The organism is Kushneria marisflavi, assembly GCF_002157205.1.
Lineage (GTDB): Bacteria > Pseudomonadota > Gammaproteobacteria > Pseudomonadales > Halomonadaceae > Kushneria > Kushneria marisflavi.
The window spans coordinates 1755616-1775413 of the sequence record NZ_CP021358.1; the positions used below are offsets into that span (position 1 = coordinate 1755616).

At 62.0% G+C, this 19798-nt stretch carries 19 protein-coding genes and 1 other RNA gene; 14 read left to right on the forward strand and 6 right to left on the reverse strand.

Annotated elements, in window-relative coordinates:
* Positions 1–88 precede the first annotated feature (88 nt).
* From B9H00_RS08025 to B9H00_RS08035, 3 genes are all read left to right on the forward strand, one after another.
* Positions 89–388, forward strand: a complete 300-nt coding sequence (locus B9H00_RS08025; protein ID WP_086900218.1) for a cell division protein ZapA — start codon at positions 89–91, stop codon at positions 386–388.
* Between the two features lie 55 nt (positions 389–443).
* Positions 444–625: non-coding RNA, 6S RNA (gene ssrS, locus B9H00_RS08030), on the forward strand.
* Between the two features lie 131 nt (positions 626–756).
* Positions 757–1386: a 5-formyltetrahydrofolate cyclo-ligase gene (locus B9H00_RS08035; RefSeq protein ID WP_086900219.1), complete on the forward strand. Its 630-nt coding sequence runs from the start codon at positions 757–759 to the stop codon at positions 1384–1386.
* A 384-nt stretch (positions 1387–1770) separates the two neighbouring features.
* Here B9H00_RS08035 and ilvA read toward each other — a convergent pair whose 3' ends face one another.
* Positions 1771–3339, reverse strand: coding sequence for a threonine ammonia-lyase, biosynthetic (gene ilvA, locus B9H00_RS08040; protein WP_086901774.1), 1569 nt, complete (start codon positions 3337–3339; stop codon positions 1771–1773).
* Positions 3340–3477: 138 nt separating this feature from the next.
* Between ilvA and rpiA the strand changes: the two genes are divergently transcribed.
* Positions 3478–4164, forward strand: coding sequence for a ribose-5-phosphate isomerase RpiA (gene rpiA / locus B9H00_RS08045; protein WP_086900220.1), 687 nt, complete (start codon positions 3478–3480; stop codon positions 4162–4164).
* A 264-nt stretch (positions 4165–4428) separates the two neighbouring features.
* Positions 4429–4764, forward strand: coding sequence for a hypothetical protein (locus tag B9H00_RS08050; RefSeq protein ID WP_086900221.1), 336 nt, complete (start codon positions 4429–4431; stop codon positions 4762–4764).
* Here B9H00_RS08050 and waaA read toward each other — a convergent pair.
* Genes waaA through B9H00_RS08065 form a run of 3 tightly spaced genes read right to left on the reverse strand, consistent with a single transcriptional unit; the run spans position 4761 to position 8629 of the window.
* Positions 4761–6071, reverse strand: a complete 1311-nt coding sequence (gene waaA / locus B9H00_RS08055) for a lipid IV(A) 3-deoxy-D-manno-octulosonic acid transferase (protein WP_086900222.1) — start codon at positions 6069–6071, stop codon at positions 4761–4763. The two genes, B9H00_RS08050 and waaA, sit on opposite strands and share 4 nt — an antisense overlap.
* Before the next feature lie 13 nt (positions 6072–6084).
* Positions 6085–7536 carry a bifunctional D-glycero-beta-D-manno-heptose-7-phosphate kinase/D-glycero-beta-D-manno-heptose 1-phosphate adenylyltransferase HldE gene (gene hldE / locus B9H00_RS08060; RefSeq protein WP_407656576.1) on the reverse strand — a complete coding sequence of 484 codons (1452 nt, stop codon included), beginning with the start codon at positions 7534–7536 and terminating at the stop codon, positions 6085–6087.
* Positions 7526–8629, reverse strand: a complete 1104-nt coding sequence (locus tag B9H00_RS08065) for a glycosyltransferase family 9 protein (protein WP_086900223.1) — start codon at positions 8627–8629, stop codon at positions 7526–7528. The genes hldE and B9H00_RS08065 overlap by 11 nt, the downstream gene beginning before the upstream one ends.
* A 4-nt stretch (positions 8630–8633) precedes the next feature.
* On the opposite strand from B9H00_RS08065, the gene B9H00_RS08070 reads away from it, so the two are divergent.
* The 6 genes from B9H00_RS08070 to B9H00_RS08095 all read left to right on the forward strand — a co-directional run bounded on the left by B9H00_RS08070 (position 8634) and on the right by B9H00_RS08095 (position 13920).
* On the forward strand, positions 8634–9350 hold the full coding sequence (locus tag B9H00_RS08070; protein WP_322788267.1) for a 3-deoxy-D-manno-octulosonic acid kinase: 717 nt from the start codon (positions 8634–8636) through the stop codon (positions 9348–9350).
* Positions 9351–9353: 3 nt separating this feature from the next.
* The gene (locus B9H00_RS08075; RefSeq protein WP_086900225.1) at positions 9354–10091 is read left to right on the forward strand and encodes a DUF3413 domain-containing protein; all 738 of its coding nucleotides are present in this window, start codon (positions 9354–9356) and stop codon (positions 10089–10091) included.
* Positions 10088–10894 (forward strand): glycosyltransferase family 2 protein, encoded by an 807-nt coding sequence (locus tag B9H00_RS08080; RefSeq protein ID WP_086900226.1) that lies wholly within the window; start codon positions 10088–10090, stop codon positions 10892–10894. Before B9H00_RS08075 ends, B9H00_RS08080 begins: the two co-directional genes overlap by 4 nt.
* Positions 10895–11012: 118 nt before the next feature.
* Positions 11013–12053: a glycosyltransferase family 4 protein gene (locus B9H00_RS08085; RefSeq protein ID WP_086901776.1), complete on the forward strand. Its 1041-nt coding sequence runs from the start codon at positions 11013–11015 to the stop codon at positions 12051–12053.
* A 76-nt stretch (positions 12054–12129) separates the two neighbouring features.
* Positions 12130–13233: a D-alanine--D-alanine ligase gene (gene ddlA / locus B9H00_RS08090; protein WP_086900227.1), complete on the forward strand. Its 1104-nt coding sequence runs from the start codon at positions 12130–12132 to the stop codon at positions 13231–13233.
* 54 nt (positions 13234–13287) lie between these two features.
* The gene (locus B9H00_RS08095; protein WP_086900228.1) at positions 13288–13920 is read left to right on the forward strand and encodes a LysE family translocator; all 633 of its coding nucleotides are present in this window, start codon (positions 13288–13290) and stop codon (positions 13918–13920) included.
* Between the two features lie 12 nt (positions 13921–13932).
* On the opposite strand, the gene waaF is transcribed toward B9H00_RS08095, so the two are convergent.
* Together waaF and rfaD are read right to left on the reverse strand one after the other, a co-directional pair.
* A complete protein-coding gene (gene waaF, locus B9H00_RS08100) occupies positions 13933–14952 on the reverse strand; it encodes a lipopolysaccharide heptosyltransferase II (RefSeq protein WP_257789418.1) in 1020 nt (339 codons plus the stop codon).
* Positions 14949–15908: an ADP-glyceromanno-heptose 6-epimerase gene (gene rfaD, locus B9H00_RS08105; RefSeq protein WP_086900229.1), complete on the reverse strand. Its 960-nt coding sequence runs from the start codon at positions 15906–15908 to the stop codon at positions 14949–14951. Before rfaD ends, waaF begins: the two co-directional genes overlap by 4 nt.
* Positions 15909–16109: 201 nt before the next feature.
* Between rfaD and glyQ the strand changes: the two genes are divergently transcribed.
* From glyQ to B9H00_RS08120, 3 genes are read left to right on the forward strand one after another with little or no spacing between them, the layout of a single operon-like run.
* A complete protein-coding gene (gene glyQ / locus B9H00_RS08110; protein WP_086900230.1) occupies positions 16110–17072 on the forward strand; it encodes a glycine--tRNA ligase subunit alpha in 963 nt (320 codons plus the stop codon).
* On the forward strand, positions 17072–19186 hold the full coding sequence (gene glyS / locus B9H00_RS08115) for a glycine--tRNA ligase subunit beta (protein ID WP_236944393.1): 2115 nt from the start codon (positions 17072–17074) through the stop codon (positions 19184–19186). The genes glyQ and glyS overlap by 1 nt, the downstream gene beginning before the upstream one ends.
* On the forward strand, positions 19183–19725 hold the full coding sequence (locus B9H00_RS08120; RefSeq protein ID WP_086900231.1) for a GNAT family N-acetyltransferase: 543 nt from the start codon (positions 19183–19185) through the stop codon (positions 19723–19725). Before glyS ends, B9H00_RS08120 begins: the two co-directional genes overlap by 4 nt.
* Positions 19726–19798 lie beyond the last annotated feature (73 nt).

Consider the following 19798-nt stretch of genomic DNA (forward strand, 5'->3'; position numbering starts at 1 on the left):
TGAGTGGAACCCTCATCTGCAGGCCATCAGTGGCTGCCCACCATCTTAGCGTAACGGCCAGAGCTTGGCCCATATCGGAAGTGATGTCATGCCGCAAGGTCCTCGTCAGACCGCCGAAATCACCCTGATGGGTCAGAATTTTGTTGTCAGCTGTGCCCCCGGTGAAGAGCAGGCGCTGCATGAAGCGGCGCGCTATTTCGACCAGGCCATGGCCGGCATTCAGACCCGCGGTCGCACCATCAGCATCGACAAGGTCGCCATGATGGCCGGGCTGAACATTACCCATGAGCTGCGTGATGAGACCCGACGCCGCAAGGAGCTCGAAGAAAGACTGGCCGGGCTTGATGAGCGCCTGCAAAAGGCCCTGGAGCGAAATCGTACCTCCTGACAGCAGGCGGTCAACAGGGTAGCGCAGCCCCCCGGGATATCTGTTAGAATTGCTTCGTTCTCTGGGGTGTTTGCCAGTTGTTATAGTCCCTCGAGCCTATGCGCAGTACCCAGGGGGCCACTATAAGTGGGCCTGTGTGCATGTCCGCGCGACGGAAAGCCTGATGGCCCACTTGCGGTCACCCACCTTGAACCAGTAGGTTCAGGGCCAGAACAACAGCGGCATTCTGGAGAACCCTCATGTCAGTGCGCTGCGCACTTCCCGCGGATCAACCGCGCGCTCGCAGACTTCGCGCCTTGTCATTGCGCACTCCTCGCCCCCGGCGACGTTTTTTCTCTCCCCTGCTATCGCGTCCTGCCCATCCAGGCATGGCACCACTGGCTGCTTGCGATGATCGCCCGGCACTGCGCCGCGAACTGCGCCGCCGTCGACGCACACTCGATGCTCGAGCCCAGCGTCTGGCGTCCATGGCACTGGTCCATCAATTGATGCAGCTATCGTCGTTGCGATATGCACGCCATGTGGCGCTGTATCTGCCCGAAAAGGGTGAAATCGATCCAACTCCACTGGTGGACTGGCTGCATCGGCGCGGCATCCGGGTCTATCTGCCGGTATTACGTCCGCTGGTGGAAAACCGCCTGTGGTTCGTGCACTGGCGTCCGGATACCCACATGGTACTCAACCGCTTCGGAATCACTGAACCCGACCTGCGCCAGAGCGGTCATCGCATTCGCCGTCTTCCGCCCTGGGCCATGGATGTGGTGCTGATGCCGCTGGTAGGTTTTGACGCGCAGGGCCATCGCCTTGGCATGGGCGGCGGCTTTTACGACCGCACCCTCGCCTTTGCCTCGAACACCTGCGGTCCGCGTCCGACCCTGATTGGTGTGGCGCACGACTGTCAGCAGGTTGAAGCGTTGCCCCACCAGCCATGGGATGTAAACCTCGACATGATCGTCAGCGACCGGCAGGTCCTCAGGCCACGCCCTGCCACGTCATGATATCGGATCAGCTTCCTTTTTCGGCGGCATAAAAAAACGCATCCTCCTGGATGCGTTTTTAAATGTTCTATCGCCGAGTGGCCCTTTTTGAGCCTTCCCGCCCCGAAACGATCCCTTATTCGATCACGACACACCTAATACCCCATGACGCTCTGGGCATAGCCTGTGGCGACAACGCCCAGACCAAGAATGAGTACCAGGGTAAAGACCAGATCGGGTTTACGTCTCATTACTGCTCCGTCACAACAGAAGAACGCACGAGGGAACGGCCCGAGCGGGCCGCGGCGGCGCCATCATAGTGTCACCGCCGAATCAGCACAATATCGCAGGCGATAACATTACATACCGTTGCATTTTTGTTGTGCCAAAGGCCCGCCCGGTGTCTCAGGAGACGAAAAGTCGATAGGCCGGATTGTCGGTTTCATGCCAGTAACGATAGCCGATCTCATCAAGACGCTGTTCAAGCGTGGCACAGTCGGCTTCCGGCACCTGCATGCCGATCAGAACCCGGCCGTAGGCGGCACCGTGGTTACGATAATGGAACAGCGAGATGTTCCAGCCACCGGGCAGATGGTTCAGGAAATTCATCAGCGCGCCGGGGCGCTCCGGAAATTCGAAACGATAGAGACGCTCGCTGAACGGCTCCTGAGGTCGTCCGCCACCCAGATGGCGAATGTGCAGCTTGGCCAGCTCGTTGTCAGTGAGATCCTCAACGCTGTAGCCTGCCGCTTCAAGCCTTCGAACCACTTCCAGTCGATCCTCTCCACCGGGCTGCACCTGCACGCCGACGAAGATATGCGCCTGTCCGGCATCGGCATAGCGGTAGTTGAACTCCGTGACCATACGGCGGCCCAGCGCCTTGCAAAACGCCTTGAAGCTGCCCGGCCGCTCGGGAATGGTGACGGCCAGGATCGCCTCGCGCTGCTCGCCAAGCTCGGTGCGCTCGGCAATGTGCTGGAGGCGGTCAAAGTTGAGATTGGCCCCCGAGTTGATGGCGATCAGTGTCTTGTCCCGAACGCCTTCGCGCTGGGCATATTTCTTGAGCCCGGCCAGTGACAGCGCCCCGGAGGTTTCCGAGACAGCGCGGGTGTCCTCGAAGATATCCTTGACCGCGGCACACATCTCATCGGTATTGACGGTGATCACTTCGTCGACGTGATGGCGCAGGATTTCAAAGGGTGCCTCACCGATCTGGGACACGGCCACACCCTCGGCAAAAAGCCCGACCTGATCCAGCGTGACCCGCTCGCCGGCCTCAAGGGCAGCCTTGAGACAGGCGGCGTCTTCGGGCTCCACGCCAATGACACGAATATCCGGACGCAGGTACTTGATATAGGCCGCCATGCCCGCCAGAAGGCCACCGCCACCGACCGGCGCAAAGACTGCATCGATCGGCCCCTGATGCTGGCGCAGAATCTCCATCGCCACCGTGCCCTGACCGGCGATCACATCCGGATGGTCAAAGGGCGGAATCCAGGTATAGCCATGCTCATTCATCAGCATCTGGGCATGCGTCAGGGCATCATTGAAGGAGTCACCCTTGAGCACCACCTTCGCCCCCCGGGCTCGTGCCGCCGAGACCTTGATTTCAGGCGTGATGCGCGGCATGACGATCGTGGCATGAATACCCATGCGTTTGGCCGCCATCGACACGCCCTGAGCGTGATTGCCTGCCGAGGCCGTAATCACACCCTTCGCGCGCTGCTCGTCATTGAGCTGCGCCATGCAGTTATAGGCGCCGCGAATCTTGAAGGAGTAAACCGGCTGCAGATCCTCGCGCTTGAGAAGCACATGATTATCAAGGCGTCTGGACATCTGTGGCATGTCGGAAAGGGGCGTTTCAACCGCCGCTTCGTAGACGCGGGCCTGAAGGATTCTCTTGGCGTAGGCTTCCAGCATTCTCATATCCTGGGCAATGACTTGAGGGCGGCGCTGCGGGGCACCGGATGACATGACACGCGCGTGTGATGTTTCACGTGAAACAAAAAGCCCGAGGCGGGTACAGCACATGCAACCATCGACAGTGTCCACGGTAATCGCCATGATACGCCTGATGGGCCGCTGTAGAACATCATCAGATTCGGAGACACCATGACATCCCAGGATCAGTCAGAGCTCAAGCGGGCAGTGGCGCAGGCAGCCGTGCAGGAAATTCGCTCGAAACTGCGTCGTGATACCGTGCTGGGGGTCGGCTCGGGCTCGACCGTCAACCTCTTCATCGAGGCACTGGCACCGCTTCGCGACGACTTCGCCGGCGCCGTGGCAAGCTCCACGGAAACCGAGCGTCGGCTCAGGGCCGCCGGCATTGAAGTATTTGATCTCAACCAGGCCGGCACGCTGAGTGTCTATGTCGACGGTGCCGACGAAATCGATCATGATTTTGCCATGATCAAGGGCGGGGGCGCGGCGCTGACCCGGGAAAAGATCGTGGCTGCCTGCGCAAAAGAGTTTATCTGTATTGCCGACGGTTCCAAGCTTGTACGCCAGCTGGGCGGCTTTCCGCTACCCGTTGAAGTCATCCCCATGGCACGCTCCTATGTGGCGCGTGAAATGGTCAAGCTCGGTTTCAGCCCCGTTTATCGACAGGGTGTGGTGACCGACAACGGTCATCAGATCATCGATCTCTTTGATCAGCTCATTGATGACGCCCGGGAAATGGAAACCCGCATCAATCAGATTGCCGGCGTCGTCACCAACGGATTGTTCGCTCATCGCGGCGCTGACCTGCTGCTGCTGGGCACTGCCGAAGGCGTCCAGCGCCTGATTCCTGAACGTTAGACCCCTTTTTGCCCTCTTCTCCGCCGTGAATTACCAATGACTCACGGCGCATTGCCGTTTTGAAACACTCACTCACACTTTAACTGCAGAATATTACCTGCGTTTATCACTATTATCCGAGCGCCACAGCTACGCTGCATCCATCAGGGGCCTGATGGCCGCCACATCGATCGCTCATGACATGAATGCGCCATGACGGCACGATCTCCCAAGGCGACCGAACGTTTCATCTCGAATATTCAATGACAAGAAAGAGGGTTTCACATGCGACAGAGCAGTGATCTTTCCGCCCGCTCGTACGTGCCGGCCACCCTGCATCAGCTGCGAAGGGCACTGCTGGAATCCCATGATGCGCTGGGTATTGAAGGCGTACGTGTCAGGGGCGCCGATCACTCCCTGCATTTCGAGCTGACCCGATGCGAAACCATCAGGCCATTGCTGAGCGTCTGGTTCAACGTTGAGCGTCATCAGTATACGCTGATGTGTCGAACCACCATTATTCCCCCGGGGCGCCCCATGAGCGATACCCGTGCGCGGCTGGCCGAATATCTCAACCACCATGCCTGGCAGCATGGCTGGCGTCAGGCGTCACGCCACTAGCGCCCGCCTCCCGGCAACCGGTCATCCGCCAGCGGCCAGGGCTCGTGCAGCTCGCGAGCGCGAATCAGACGTCCCAGGTAGTCCCGCGTGTGTCCCAGCGCGCCACGGTTGGCTTCTACCACCGCCAGCGCGTTGCGGCCCAGCGTGTCACGACGCACGTTGTCCAGCATAAGAGAGACCAGCGTCTCGCCCAGCATGCCGGCGCTTTCGACCTCTACCCTGGCATGCGCCTCCTCCAGCGTATCGGCCACATCGCCCAGACTTGAAAGCGACGGCCCGCTGATCACCGGCAGTCCAAGTGCTGCCGGCTCCAGCAGATTATGCCCGCCGATATCGACCAGTGAGCCGCCCACAAAGGCGATATCACAAGCCGCATAAAAGGTCATCAGCTCACCCATGGTATCGCCGAGATAAACCTGAGTGTCACGTTCAATGACCTCTTCTTCACTACGGCGGGCCATCGACATGCCTCGGTCGAAACACAGCCCGGCCACCTCATCAAAACGTTGCGGATGACGTGGCACCAGAATCAGCAGCGCATCGGGAAAGCGGGCCAGAAGGCGCTCATGTGCGGCCAGAAGCTGCTCCTCTTCGCCCTCGTGGGTTGACCCCGCCACCCAGACCGGACGATCACCGATCTGGCTGCGAAGGTCATCGCCATGGTCAAAAACGTGTTCATCGACGTGCAGGTCATACTTGAGCGCGCCGGTCACGTTGAGCCGTCGCGCCGAGACCCCGAGTGTGCGAAAGCGCTTGGCGTCCTCGGCAGATTTGGCGCCCACCCAGGCCAGTCGGCGAATCGCCTCACCCATCAGCTTCGAAAAGCGCTGATAGCGGGCAAAGCCGCGCTCGGTAATGCGGGCGTTGACGATGGTGACCGGCACACCGGCCATCGCGCAGGCGTAGATCAGGTTGGGCCAGATTTCGGTTTCAACGATGATGGCGATTTCAGGTGCCAGCCGCTGCACAAAGCGCCGGGTGGCACCGGGAAAATCCAGTGCCACGAAATGATGGGTCACCAGATCGCCAAACAGCGTCTGCACCTGGCGAGCGCCGGTGGCGGTCATGGTGGTCACGACCACCCGGTGCTCGGGATAGTCATCGATCAGCGAGCGGATCAGTGGCCGGGCGGTAATCACCTCCCCCACGGAGGCGGCATGCACCCACAGTACACGCTCCTCCTGATAGGACGGAATACGCCCCAACCGCTCGCCGCGAGGATGATTCTCCAGATGTTCACGGCGCAGGCGGCGCCAGATCAGCGGTGACAGCGCGTACAAAAGGGCCGAATAGAGACGTCTTCCCACGAGGGATCTACTCCTATTCGTCGCCGCGACGCGCGCTGCGCGAGACGATCGCGCTGATGGTACCGGTGGTGGACAGTCCTTCCTCAAAGCCCAGCACCCGTACCTCACCACCGTTGGCCATGACAGCCTCACCGCCAGCAATCTCCTCGATGCGGTAGTCACCGCCCTTGACCAGCACATCCGGCAGCACGCTGCCAATCAGCTCGGCCGGCGTGTCCTCACCAAAGGCCACGACCCAATCCACCGCACGCAGGCCGGCCAGCACCGCCATGCGATGCTCAAGCGGCGTGATCGGGCGGCCCTCGCCCTTGAGGCGAGTGACCGAGGCATCATCGTTGACCGCCACGATCAGCCGGTCGCCCTGTGCTCGCGCCTGCTCAAGATAGCTGACGTGCCCGGCATGCAGCAGATCAAAGCACCCGTTGGTCATGACGATACGCTCACCGTTGGCCTGGGCGGCGCGTACGGCGGTGACCAACGTCTCGTCATCAATCACACCGTGGCCGGCGGCCACACCATGATCGGCGCTCAGGGCGGCCTCGATTTCAGCTACCGACACCGTGGCGGTCCCGGGTTTGGCGACCACCAGCCCGGCGGCCAGGTTGGCCAGCGCCATGGCATCCGGCAGGCTCTGACCGGCCGCCAGCGCCAGCCCCAACGCGCCGATGACAGTGTCACCGGCCCCGGTCACATCAAAGACCTCGCGGGCCCGGGTCGGCAGGTGCAGTGGCGTCTGGCCCTCGCGGATCAGCGTCATGCCGCGTTCGCTGCGGGTAATCAGAAGTGCTTCAAGTTCGAGCTCGGCACGCAGCGCTTCCCCGCGAGAGGTCAACTCCTCTTCACTATGGCAGCGCCCGACCACGGTCTCGAACTCGCTCAAATTGGGGGTGATGATGCTCGCCCCGCGGTAGCGATGAAAGTCGCTGCCCTTGGGGTCGATCAATACCCGCTTGCCGGCCCGTCTGCCGGCCTCGATCAGGGCCTGAACCTGTGCCAGCGTCCCCTTGCCGTAGTCGGATAGGATCATCAGATCGGTCTCGGCCAGCGCCTCGCTGACCTGATCCATCATGGCATCGGTATTGACGGCCTCGAGCGAGGACTCGAAGTCCAGTCGAATCAGCTGCTGGTTGCGACTCATCACGCGCAGCTTGGTGATGGTGGGAATCTCGGCGCTGCGCTGAAAGCGGGTGGCGATCCCGGCCCGGGCCAGCAGGTCATCCAGAATGGCGGCGTTGTCATCACGGCCGATCAGTCCGGAAAGCGTCACCTGAGCGTTCAGTGCGGCGATATTGAGTGCCACGTTGGCCGCCCCACCCGGGCGGTCCTCGCTGTCATCGACGCGTACCACGGGCACCGGCGCCTCGGGCGAGATGCGTGAGGTGGGCCCGTGCCAGTAGCGATCAAGCATGACATCGCCGACCACCGTGACGCGGGCGCCAGCCAGTATCGCGGGATCAAACATCATGGCGCACGCTCCCGGCAGCCTTGTCGTGATCGGCGGTCAATGCCAGCAGCTCATCGAGCCGATTGATGACATCCTCAAAGGTAATCAGTGACATCGCATCCTCATGGCGTACGCGGGTGCCCCAGACGATCTCGTCCGGCGACTTGTGCAGATGGGTGGCCACGGCATCGGGATAGCGGTTGACGACGTGTTCGCGCCAGCACCAGGGGGCGGCGCGCTCGGGATTGGTGGTAGCGAAAAGCCCCAGTACCGGGGTGTTCATGGCATTGGCCATGTGGACCGGTCCGGAGTCGGGGGCGATCACCATGCGCGCCTCGTCGATCAGCGCCAGAAGCCCCTTGAGCGAGGTACGCCCCAGCAGATTGACCGGCGAGGCCTCGCTGACGCCGGCGGCAATGCGCTCACACATTTCGAGTTCCTGTGTGCTGGTGCCACCGGTCAAAAAGGTGGTCAGACCGTGGCGGCGCCAGGCATGTTCAATGACGGCTGCGTAGCCTTCCGCCGACCAGTTGCGGAAATTGCGAAGCCGCGGACTGGCACACGGACTGATCACCAGCGCCGGCCGACCGTCCAGAATCTGTCGGGCTTCCTCCCGGGCGGCCTCCGGCAGCGGAATGCCCCACTCAAGCCGGTCATCATCAACGCCCAGCTCGCGGGCAAAGTCCATGAACGACTCAAGTACGTGGGCCTTCGGATGCGGCGTGAGCTGGCGGTTGGTAAACCAGGTCTGCCAGTCCTTGGCGCGAGCGCGATCGTAGCCCAGGCGCACACGCGCCTTGAGCCCCAGCGAGAGGATGCTGGCACGAATGGACTGCTGCATGTGAAGCAGCACGTCAAAGGGCGTATTACGCAGCTCGCGCCAGATGTTGCGCATGCCGGCAAGCCCGGTGGACTTGTCATACACCACGAACTCGACCCCGGGGAGGCCGGCCAGTAAACTGTGCTCCGCCCGACCGATGATCCAGGTGATTCGGGCAGTGGGCCACTGGCGCTGCAACGCCCGAACGGTCGGTACGAGATTGCAGACATCGCCAAGTGCGGATAACCGCAATACACAGATATGCGCGGGTTGCGCGGGCAAAGGATGCTTCATGCGGATGATGACTTCCCGAAAAGCGAATGCGCACATTCTATATGATGCCCAAACGGCCCCACAAACCGGCCAGTCGGCGCTGGTGCCCGAACACTTCACCGGCAGCTGGTGGCGTTCGCATGGGGCCGTCACCGGTCAGGCTCCCGGACGCGGAGAAAGCCTGTTCGTGCGTGCCGGTGAGCAGGCATGGGTACTGCGTCACTACCGCCGCGGCGGCCTTGTGGCACGTGTCAGCGCCGAGCATTATGTCTGGACAGGCCCTGAGCGCAACCGCGCCTTTCAGGAATGCCGACTGCTGGCCACCCTTTTTGACCGTGGACTGCCGGTCCCCCGGCCGATCGGTGCCTGCGTCTGGCGCTCCGGTCTCGTCTATCAGGCCGCGCTCATCACTCAATGCATTGATGGCGCACGGCCGCTGGCCTCACTGGTGCAGGCGCCGGACGCCGCCAGCCGACAGGAAGCGCTTTTGACCAGGTGTGGTCGCATGATCCGCCGTTTTCATGACGAAGGTCTTGACCATGTCGATCTCAACGCTCGCAATATCCTCATCGACGACCAGAACATGCCCTGGCTGATCGATCTGGATCGCTGCCGGCTGCGCGCCCCCGGTCGCTGGCAGTCGGGTAATCTTGCACGTCTTGAGCGTTCTCTGGAAAAGTTTGCTCCCGGACAGGCCGAAACCCTTATGGCCCCCATCAACCACGGATACCAATCGAGTTAGACCATGCCTCGTTCAAGTGAAGATTCCCTGCGGTTTCGACTGCGCGCCACGGCCTTTTTTGCCCTGTTCAACCTGATGTTTGTCTGGCTGTTGTCGCTGCGCTATCTGCCAATGGTCCAGATGCCCCCGGAAGCTCTGGGCATCATATGGCTGGTCTGCGCCTGGCTGGGCGGCTTTGGCACGCTGGCTTTTGCAGTCTGGCTGTTGCCGGCGCTGCTGTCGCTGTTTTTGAAGCGGCGCATGCTGATCTGGCCATGCGCCGTGCTGGGCACGCTGGGACTGGGCGCAATCTGGGTGGATACCCAACTGTTTTCTGCTGTCGGTGACCACCTGGTGGACCTGTCGGGTGAGCACAAGCCGGCGTTGTCCACGGCTCAGTGGGCCATCACCGGTGGCGGCCTGGTACTGATCGCGCTGGTCGAGCTGTGGCTCTCCTGGCGCATCATGGCTCGTGCCCGGCGCATCACATTCCCGGTCTGGAGCCTGGTACTGCTGATGCCGGTGCTGTTGATGACAAGCGTGGGCATTGATATCGCCTCCGATACTGATCAAACGGCCGCGCTTCATCCCCAGGACAGCGACCGCCAGGCGCTGATGGGCGAGCCGGCCACGCCGGTGCCGGAGGCGCGCGAAGCCGCCAGCCAGCGTGATCAAAACAGTGGGCCGGCCATCGATGACAGCGCCGACCCGACCGAGCGCGATACCACGGCCATCCCCGATGATGTCGAGGACACTCCATGACGACCCCCGCCGCACGCACGCCCATCACGGGGGTTGTGATCACGCTGAACGAAGCGGCGAACATCGAGGCGTGTCTTGCCTCGCTGGGGCGCGTATGCGATGAGCTGATCGTGGTGGACTCGGGGTCCGTGGACGACACCTGCGCACTTGCCCGGGCCCTTGGTGCCCGGGTGATCGAACAGCCCTATCTGGGCGATGGCCCGCAGAAGAACGTGGGGCCGAAGGCCGCGACCCATCGCTGGGTGCTGTCGCTGGACGCCGATGAGCGTCTGACCGATCAGGCCGTGGCGGCTCTGCAGGCGCTGTCGCTTTCGACCACAACGCATGACGCCTTCGCCCTGCGGCGGCGCAATTTCATCGGCTCTCGCTGGGTGAAGCGCTGCGGCTGGTATCCCGATTACTGCCTGAGACTGTTTGATCGCGATCGCACGGCCTTTTCCGACTCGCGCCAGCACGCAAGCGTACAGGCCACCTCCCCCTGTGAGCTGGACGCCGATCTGGAACACTACTCCTTTGCCAATCTTGCCGAGCTTTTCACCAAGGCCGGCGGCCGTTTTTCCACCCGAGCGGCCAAGATCATGTATCTCAAGGGCAAGAAAGTGAACGCTTGCTCACCGTTTATCCACGGTGCCAACGCCTTTATGCGCAAGTATCTTTTTCAGCGCGGCTGTCTGGCGGGGCTGGACGGTTTGTCGGTATCGCTCTCGGCCGGCGTCAATGCCTACCTGAAATACGCCAAGCTTCTGGAGTTTCAGCGCGACCCTCAGGTCCGCGAGCGTGAGGACTTCAACCGGGTCTGGTAAGACTTTCTGCGGCAGCCGCCATCACTGATCCGACATCAACTTTTGCATCATCACTGGCCCTGCTGCCCCTTCATGCGCCACCCTTGGCGCATCGATTCCTTTACAGGTGAGTGATTTCTTGCATATCTGTCACGTCAATCTGGCGCGCAATTTTCGCGGCGGCGAACGCCAGACCCAGCTTCTGATCGAGCAGCTGGCCGCCCATGACATTCCCCAGACGCTGGTGTGTCGTCAGGATTCGCCGCTGCGTCAGGCGCTGTCCGGCATCGAAGGACTGGGCATGGTGGCCGCCGATCAGATGTGGGTCGGCCACAAGCATGTGCCCGAGGTGGATCTGGTCCACGCCCATGAAGCCCGCGCCGTGCACTGGGCCTGGTGGCATTCGAAGCTTCGCCGCACGCCCTATGTGCTGACCCGCCGCGTCCCGCAGCCGATCAAGGACAAGTGGTTCAACCGCCGAACCTACAAGGGCGCGGCGACGGCGGTGGCCATTTCCTCGCCGATCGAGGCACATCTCGAGGCACGTCGCTGGTGCCCGGTCACGCATATCCCGAGTGCCCTGTCGCACTTTACCCGCAACGCGACCGTGGTCGAGACGCTGAAAAACCGCTTCGAAGGTCGCTATGTGGTGGGTCATGCCGGCGCACTGGTGGATCGTCACAAGGGCCAGAGCCTGATCATCGAAACGGCTCGCCGGCTGGCCGACACGCATCCCGATATCGTGTTTCTGCTGCTGGGCAGTGGCGAGGACGAAGCGCGCTTCAAACGCGAAAGCGAAGGCCTCGATAACGTTATCTGGGAGGGTTTTCAGTCCAACGTGGGCGATTATCTGGCCGCGATGGATCTGTTTGTTTTCCCATCGCGTAATGAGGGGCTGGGCTCGACGCTTCTGGATGTCATGGATGCCGAGGTGCCCATCATTGCAAGTGATGTCGACGGCATTCCCGATATCGTCATCGACAATGAAAGCGGCGTACTGATTCCGCCCAACGATGCCAATGCACTGCATGATGCGGTGCTGGCCATAAAGGACGACCCTGCCCGTGGCGCACGCCTGACCCGCGGTGCCTGTCAGCGCCTGGAAGCCTTCACCCCCGAGACCATGGCCAGCCAGTACCGCGCACTTTATGCGCAGCTGCTCGGCACGAGTGATGCCTGAGCCGACACGCGCGCACACCGGCGCCTGAACGTGGCATCATGCACGCAGTGAAGACGTATGCTTATCGGGAGAGGTCATGGAAAAAATCAGGGTTGGGGTCATCTTCGGCGGCAAGTCGGCCGAGCATGAAGTGTCACTACAGTCCGCCCGCAACATCGTCGATGCCCTTGATCGCGAGCGCTTTGACGTCACGCTGATCGGCATCGACAAAAAGGGGCAGTGGCACGTCAACGATGCCGAGCGCTATCTGGACAATGCCGACGACCCTTCCCGTATTGCGCTGCATCATTCGCAGCGCGATCTGGCCGTCATGCCCGGGCGCGAGCAGTCGCAGCTGATCGAGCCCGACCGGCAGCAGGCGCTCGAGCAGCTTGATGTGGTCTTCCCCATCGTGCACGGCACGCTCGGCGAGGATGGCTCGCTGCAGGGTCTTTTGCGCATGGCCAACCTGCCCTTTGTCGGCAGCGGCGTGCTGGGTTCCTCGGTCAGCATGGATAAGGACGTGACCAAGCGACTGCTGCGCGATGCAGGCCTTGCCGTGGCGCCCTTTGTCACCCTGACCCGCCGCCGCGCGGCCGATACCGATTTTGACACCCTGAGTGGTCAGCTGGGCACGCCGCTGTTCGTCAAGCCGGCCAACCAGGGCTCCTCCGTCGGGGTCAGCCGGGTCACCAGTGCCGTAGAGCTTGAGAAGGCGCTGGCGCTGGCCTTCTCCTTTGATCACAAGGTGCTGGTGGAATCCGCCATCAAGGGTCGCGAGATCGAGTGCGCCATTCTCGGCAACGACACGCCCGAGGCCAGCGTCTGCGGAGAAGTGGTGCTCAGCGATGACGGTTTCTATTCCTACGACACCAAATACATCAGTGAGTCCGGCGCCGCCGTTGCCGTCCCGGCCGACATCGATGCCAATGCCAGCGACGAAATTCGCCGCATTGCGCTGCGCGCCTTCGAGACGCTGGAGTGTCAGGGTCTGGCCCGCGTGGATGTATTTTTAACCCCGGACAACCGCGTGATCATCAATGAGATCAACACGCTGCCCGGGTTTACCCGCATCAGCATGTATCCCAAGCTCTGGCAGTCCAGCGGCATGGCCTACCCGGCACTGGTCACGCGTCTGATCGAGCTGGCGCTTGAGCGTCACGCCCGTGACCAGGCGCTGGACAGCGACCGGCACGACTGACGCGCTGACCGTCACCGGCCCGTGCCGCGGCGGATGAAATGAAAGGAAGCGGCCATGGACATCACCTACTGGGGGCTTTTTCTGGGCGCGGCGCTGATGATCAATCTGACGCCGGGGCCGGACATGTTCTACCTCATGGCACGAAGCGCCAGCGGCGGCCGTCGTGAAGGGCTGGCCGCCGGCGCCGGACTGTGGTGTGGGGCCATGGTGCATGTACTGGCTGCTGCGCTGGGCCTGTCGGCCATCGTCATGGCTTCGGCCACGGCATTTACCGCCGTCAAGCTGGCGGGCGCTCTGTATCTGTTCTACCTCGGCGTGCAGGCGATCCGCAACGCCGGGCAGCAGTTCCAGCCGCCTGCGGCGTCGACCCGGCGGGCCTCCGATGCATGGGGTGCCTTTCGCCAGGGCGTGCTGGTAGATCTACTGAATCCCAAGACAGCGCTTTTCTTCATGGCCTTTCTGCCCCAGTTCGTACGGCCCGAGGCCGGCCCGGTGGCTGCGCAACTGCTGCTTCTGGGCACATTGACGGTGGCCGTGGCGGTGCCAATTGAACTGGCCATCATCCTTGGTGCCGCGCGTCTGTCCAACGGGCTGCGCCGACGGCAACGCCTGACAAAATGGATGGATCAGCTATTGGGCACGGTCTTTATCGGCCTGGGACTGCGCCTTTTGACCGTGACCCGCTGACGTTTGCCCTGATCAGTCGACGGTCAGGGTCTCGATCACCCGGGCAGGCGCCAGATCATTGAGACAGCGCGTATGGCCCAGAGGACAGATGCGCTCAAAGCACGGCGAGCAAGAGAGGTTGAGCCAGTGAATATCCCGGGCCTGCGTCAGTGGTGGCGTATAGTTGGGCGTGGAGGAGCCATAGATCGCCTGCACATGCGTGCCCACCGCCGCGGCCACATGCATCAGCCCGGAGTCATTGCTCACCGCCTGTTCACAGGCACCCAGCAGGTCAACGGCGTCGGTCAGCGTGGTCTGGCCACACAGATTGAAAACGCCCTCGAGTCCCTGACTGATCTCCTCCCCGGCCTCCGTATCCTTTGGCCCACCCAGCACAATGACCTGATATCCCCGCACCGTCATCGCCTCGGCCACTTGGCGAAAATAGGTCAGCGGCCACTGCTTGGCCGGGCCATATTCGGCGCCGGGCATCATCGCGATCAGCGGCTGATGCAGGCCATGCGTTTCCCGCAGCGTCTGCTGCCGCGCGGCATCCACCTGCAGACGTGGCTCCGGGATCGCATCGGAGGTGCCCTCGACCGGCAGCCCCAGCGACACGAAACGCTTGACCGTCTGATCCAGCACGACCTTGTCGAGTGCTCTTCGCTCGGTGAGCACGACATAGCGCTGCTCACCGGTAAAACCGACCCGCCGAGGGATGCCGGCAAAAAACGGCACCAGCGCGGATTTCAGCGAGCGTGGCAGCACGATCGCTCGATCGTACGCCCCCTTCAGTGATCGACCCAGCCGCCAGCGTGTCCGCAGTCCGGTTTCACCGTGACCGGTCTCGAGCACGATGGTCCGACGCACCTGCGGCATGCGCTCGAGCATCGGCGCCGACCACTTTGGCCCCATGACATCAATCACGCAGTCAGGGTCATGTGTTTTCAGCGTGATAAAAAGACTCTGGGCCATGACCATGTCGCCGACCCACGAGGGGCCGACGACCAGGATGCGCTCACCGCGGGCACTGCGTTGCGACGAATCACTCACGAACTACGCTTCCCCGTCACACCGAGCGCTTCCATGTAATCTGCAACACCCCTGGCCAGACCGCGGAACTCCCGGTCGTAGCCGGCCTGACGCAGAGACGATATGTCGGCGCAGGTGTAGCTCTGGTAGCGGCCCTTGAGGTGCTCAGGGAAGTCGATGAACTCGATCTCGCCTCGTCCGGTCATTTCGATCACCGTCTCGGCGATGGTCCTGAAGGGCTCGGCGCGCCCGGTGCCCAGGTTGAAGATGCCGGAGCGGTCGGGATTGTCGAGAAACCACAGGTTCACATCCACCACATCATCGACATGGATGAAGTCACGGCTCTGCATCCCGGCCTCATAACCGTCATAAGCGCCGAACAGTTTCGGGTTCTCGCCATTCATGACCTGGGTGTAGTGATGAAAGGCCACGCTTGCCATCGAGCCCTTGTGCTGCTCGCGCGGTCCATAGACGTTGAAATAGCGAAAGCCTACCACCTGAGTGGTCAGCTGATCCCAGCGCGCGCGCACGTACTGATCAAAGAGCAGCTTGGAATAGCCGTACACGTTGAGCGGCTTTTCGTGCTCGCGCGTCTCGATAAAGACGTCGCTGCCCCCGTAGGTCGCGGCAGAAGAGGCGTAGAGAAAGGGAATCTGGTGAGTCTGGCAGTAATCGAGCAGTACCTTCGAGTACTCGAAGTTGTTCTCCAGCATGTACTTGCCATCCCACTCGGTCGTGGCCGAGCAGGCGCCCTCATGGAAGATGGCCTCGATCCGCGGCAGTCGGGCATCGCGTCGGACCCGCTCAAGGAAGTCGTCCTTGTCGAGGTAGTCCTGAATCTGACAGTCCGCCAGATTGCGAAACTTCGTGCCGTCGGTCATGTCATCAACGACCACAATATCCTCGCGGCCGCGCGCATTGAGTGCCTTGACCAGATTGGCGCCAATAAAGCCGGCACCGCCGGTAACGACGATCATGAGACGTACTCCTGCATTGAATTCGAAAGGCAGTGCCGCCGAATGCGCCTGTCACATGACAAGCGTAGCGTCTCGTGGACGCCCTATCCGGCTCATCTGCCATGGCTCGGACGTCGTCGAATCGACGCAGCCCTATAACCCGCATGGCGCTGATTGTATACTTGTGGGCTATTGAATTCATGGGCCAACGGTGGTTCCCCGATGACGGTTTCATCCACGAATGCGTCAACGCCAGACGTGAAAACCTTTCAGGGCCTGATTCTGGCCCTGCAACAGTACTGGGCGCAGCAGGGCTGCGTCATCATGCAGCCGCTGGACATGGAGGTTGGCGCCGGTACCTTCCACCCGGCCACCTTCCTGCGCGCCATCGGCCCGGAGTCCTGGAACTCCGCCTATGTACAGCCTTCGCGCCGTCCGACCGACGGGCGCTACGGGGAAAACCCCAACCGTCTGCAGCATTACTACCAGTTCCAGGTCGTGATGAAGCCGTCGCCGGAAAACTTTCAGGAGCTCTATCTGGGCTCGCTGGCTCATCTCGGGCTCGACCCGCTCATCCACGACATTCGTTTTGTCGAGGACAACTGGGAATCGCCCACGCTGGGCGCCTGGGGACTGGGCTGGGAAATCTGGCTCAACGGCATGGAAGTGACCCAGTTCACCTATTTCCAGCAGGCCGGTGGCATCGAGTGCTACCCGGTCATGGGCGAGCTGACCTACGGGCTTGAGCGCATCGCCATGTACCTGCAGGACGTCGACAGCGTCTATGACCTGGTCTGGACCCGCGCCCCCGACGGCTCGACGGTCAGCTACGGCGACGTCTATCTGCAAAACGAGCGTGAGCAGTCGACCTACAACTTCGAGCACGCCGATGTGCCGACGCTGTTTGCCGATTTCGATCACTTTGAACGTGACTGCAAGGCGCTGCTGGAGGCCAATCTCCCGCTGCCGGCGTATGAAAAAACGCTCAAGGCCTCGCATACCTTCAACCTGCTCGATGCCCGTCATGCCATCTCGGTGACCGAGCGTCAGCGCTATATCCTGCGCGTGCGCACGCTGGCCCGTGACGTGGCCCATGCCTATTACGCTTCTCGCGAGGCGGCCGGTTTCCCGCTGGCCTCGCCTGACATGCGTGCTGAAATCCTCGGTCAGAAGGAAGCGATCTGATGGCTTTTGACAACACGATGGCCTCCAACAACGCTGTGGCCTCCACCCGCACGCTTCTGATCGAGCTGGGCTGTGAAGAGCTGCCCCCCGGCGCATTGGCCGAATTGGTCGATGCACTGGCTCTCGGCGTCAAAAACGGTCTGCGTGACGCCGGCGTTGAGTACGGCGAAGTGCTGCCGCTGGCCACGCCGCGCCGTCTGGCCGTCAGCATTACCCGCCTGGCCGAATATCAGCCCGATCAGCAGATCGAGCGCCTCGGTCCGGCTGTAGCGGCCGCCTTTGACAAGGAAGGCAACCCCACGAAGGCCGCCCAGGGCTTTGCCGGCTCGCTGGGTCTGGACGTCAGCGAGCTTTCGCGTCTTGAGACCGACAAGGGCGAGCGTCTGGGCCATCGTTACACCCAGCCGGGTGAGGCCACCACGGCACTGCTGCCTGACATTGTGCGTCGCGCCGTCGATGCCCTGCCGGTCCCCAAGCGCATGCGCTGGGGCGCCTCGCGGGTCGAATTCTCGCGGCCGGTACACTGGCTGGTGATGCTGTACGGTGAAGAGGTCGTCCCCTGTGAACTGCTGGGGCTCGAGTCCGGCCGTACCACCCGCGGTCACCGCTATCATTACAATCAGCCCATCGAGCTGTCTCATGCCGATGAGTATGTCGAAAAGCTCGAAACCCCGGGCCACGTGATCGTCGACATGGTCAGGCGGCGCAGCATGATCGTCGAGCAGGTCCGCGAGCAGGCGCGGGCACTGGGGGCCACGGCCGTGATCGAAGACACCCTGCTGGATGAGGTCACGGGCCTGGTCGAATGGCCGGTGGCGCTGACCGGACGCTTTGACGAGCGTTTTCTGGAAGTGCCGGCCGAATGTCTGATCTCATCAATGAAGGCCAACCAGAAGTACTTCCACCTGCTTGATGAGCAGGACAATCTGATTCCGGCGTTCATTACTGTCAGCAACATTGAAAGTCGCGACCCGCGTCAGGTCATCGAGGGCAACGAGCGCGTCATTCGTCCGCGTCTGGCCGATGCCGCGTTTTTCTTTGAAACCGATCGCAAAAGACCACTGGCGGCTCGCATCGAACCGCTTAAAAGCGTGGTCTTCCAGCAAAAGCTGGGGACGCTGGCCGACAAGAGCGCCCGGGTTGAAGTGCTGTCGCGGACCATCGCTGAAAGGCTGGGCGGCAACAGTGATCAGGCCGGTCGTGCCGCAACGCTTGCCAAGTGCGATCTGGTCACCGAAATGGTGCTCGAGTTCCCGGAACTGCAAGGCATCATGGGCGCCTACTACGCGCGCTTTGACGGTGAGGACGAGGCCGTTGCCAGCGCCATCTATCAACAGTATCTGCCCCGCTTTGCCGGCGATGAAGTACCCTCCGGGCCGACCGGCCAGGCCCTGGCCATTGCCGATCGTCTTGACACCCTGACCGGGATCTTTGCCATCGGTCAGCGGCCTACCGGCACGCGAGACCCCTTCGCCCTGCGTCGCGCCGCCATTGGCGTGATCAGCATCATGGTCAAGGCCGAGCTGGATCTCGATCTGCGCGAGCTCCTGACCGTTGCCGCCGGCCAGCACGAAAGCGTTACCGATGTGACGGCACTGGTCGATGAAGTACAGGACTACATGCTGGACCGTTTCCGTGCCTGGGCACTGGAAGCCGGCATGAGCGCGGAGACCTACCTGGCCGTGCGGGCCCGCCCCGTCACCCACCCGTTCGATTTCGAGCGTCGTCTGCGCGCCGTGCACGCCTTCACCCATCGTGAAGAAGCGCAGGCGCTGGCCGCGGCCAACAAGCGTGTGGCCAATATTCTGGCCAAGCAGTCCGGCGACGTGCCGGCCGAGGTCGATACCACCCATCTTGCCGAGCCGGCTGAAAAGGCACTGTTTGATGCCATTTCCGTCAAGCGCGAGGAGACTGCGCCGCTGATCGCCCGACGCGACTACGCCAGTGCGCTGGACGCGCTGGCCAGCATCAAGGCACCGGTCGATGCGTTTTTTGATCAGGTCATGGTGATGAGCGATGACGAGGCGCTCAGGCGCAACCGTCTGGCTCTGCTGGCCGGTCTTCAGGGACTTTTCCTCGAAGTCGCCGATATCGCGTTGCTGGGTCAGTCATGAGCAGCACCATCCGTTTTCGCCGAGCCACCTCAAGCGATGTGGCAGCGCTGACGAGCCTTGTGACATCCGCCTATCGGGGCGAATCCAGCCGTAGCGGCTGGACCACCGAGGCGGACCTGCTCGATGGTGAACGTATTGCACCGGAGGTGCTGCGTGCCGACATCGAGCGTCCTGACAGCCATGTCATTATCGCCGAGCGCCCGGGGGACAGCACCCATGAGCTGGTGGCCTGCGCCCACGTGGCCCGTGACGAGGATGCCGGCTATTTCGGCATGTTTGCCGTGCGCCCCTGGCTTCAGGGCCATGGCATCGGTCAGGCGGTGCTGGCCGAGGCTGAACGGATGACGCGTGAGGAACTGGGCCTTGAACGACTGCGCATGACGGTGATCGATGTGCGCCTGGAGTTGATCGCCTGGTATGAGCGTCGGGGCTATCACCGCACCGGTGAGTATCTGCCCTTTCCCTACGGCGATGAGCGCTTTGGGACGCCAAAGCGCGATGACCTGCGCTTTGTCGTGCTTGAGAAAACGCTGGACTAAGACAGCTCCAAGGGCTGTCCTCAAAAAAAGCGGGTGTTTCATGTGAAACACCCGCCCCTTCCTCCATACCACT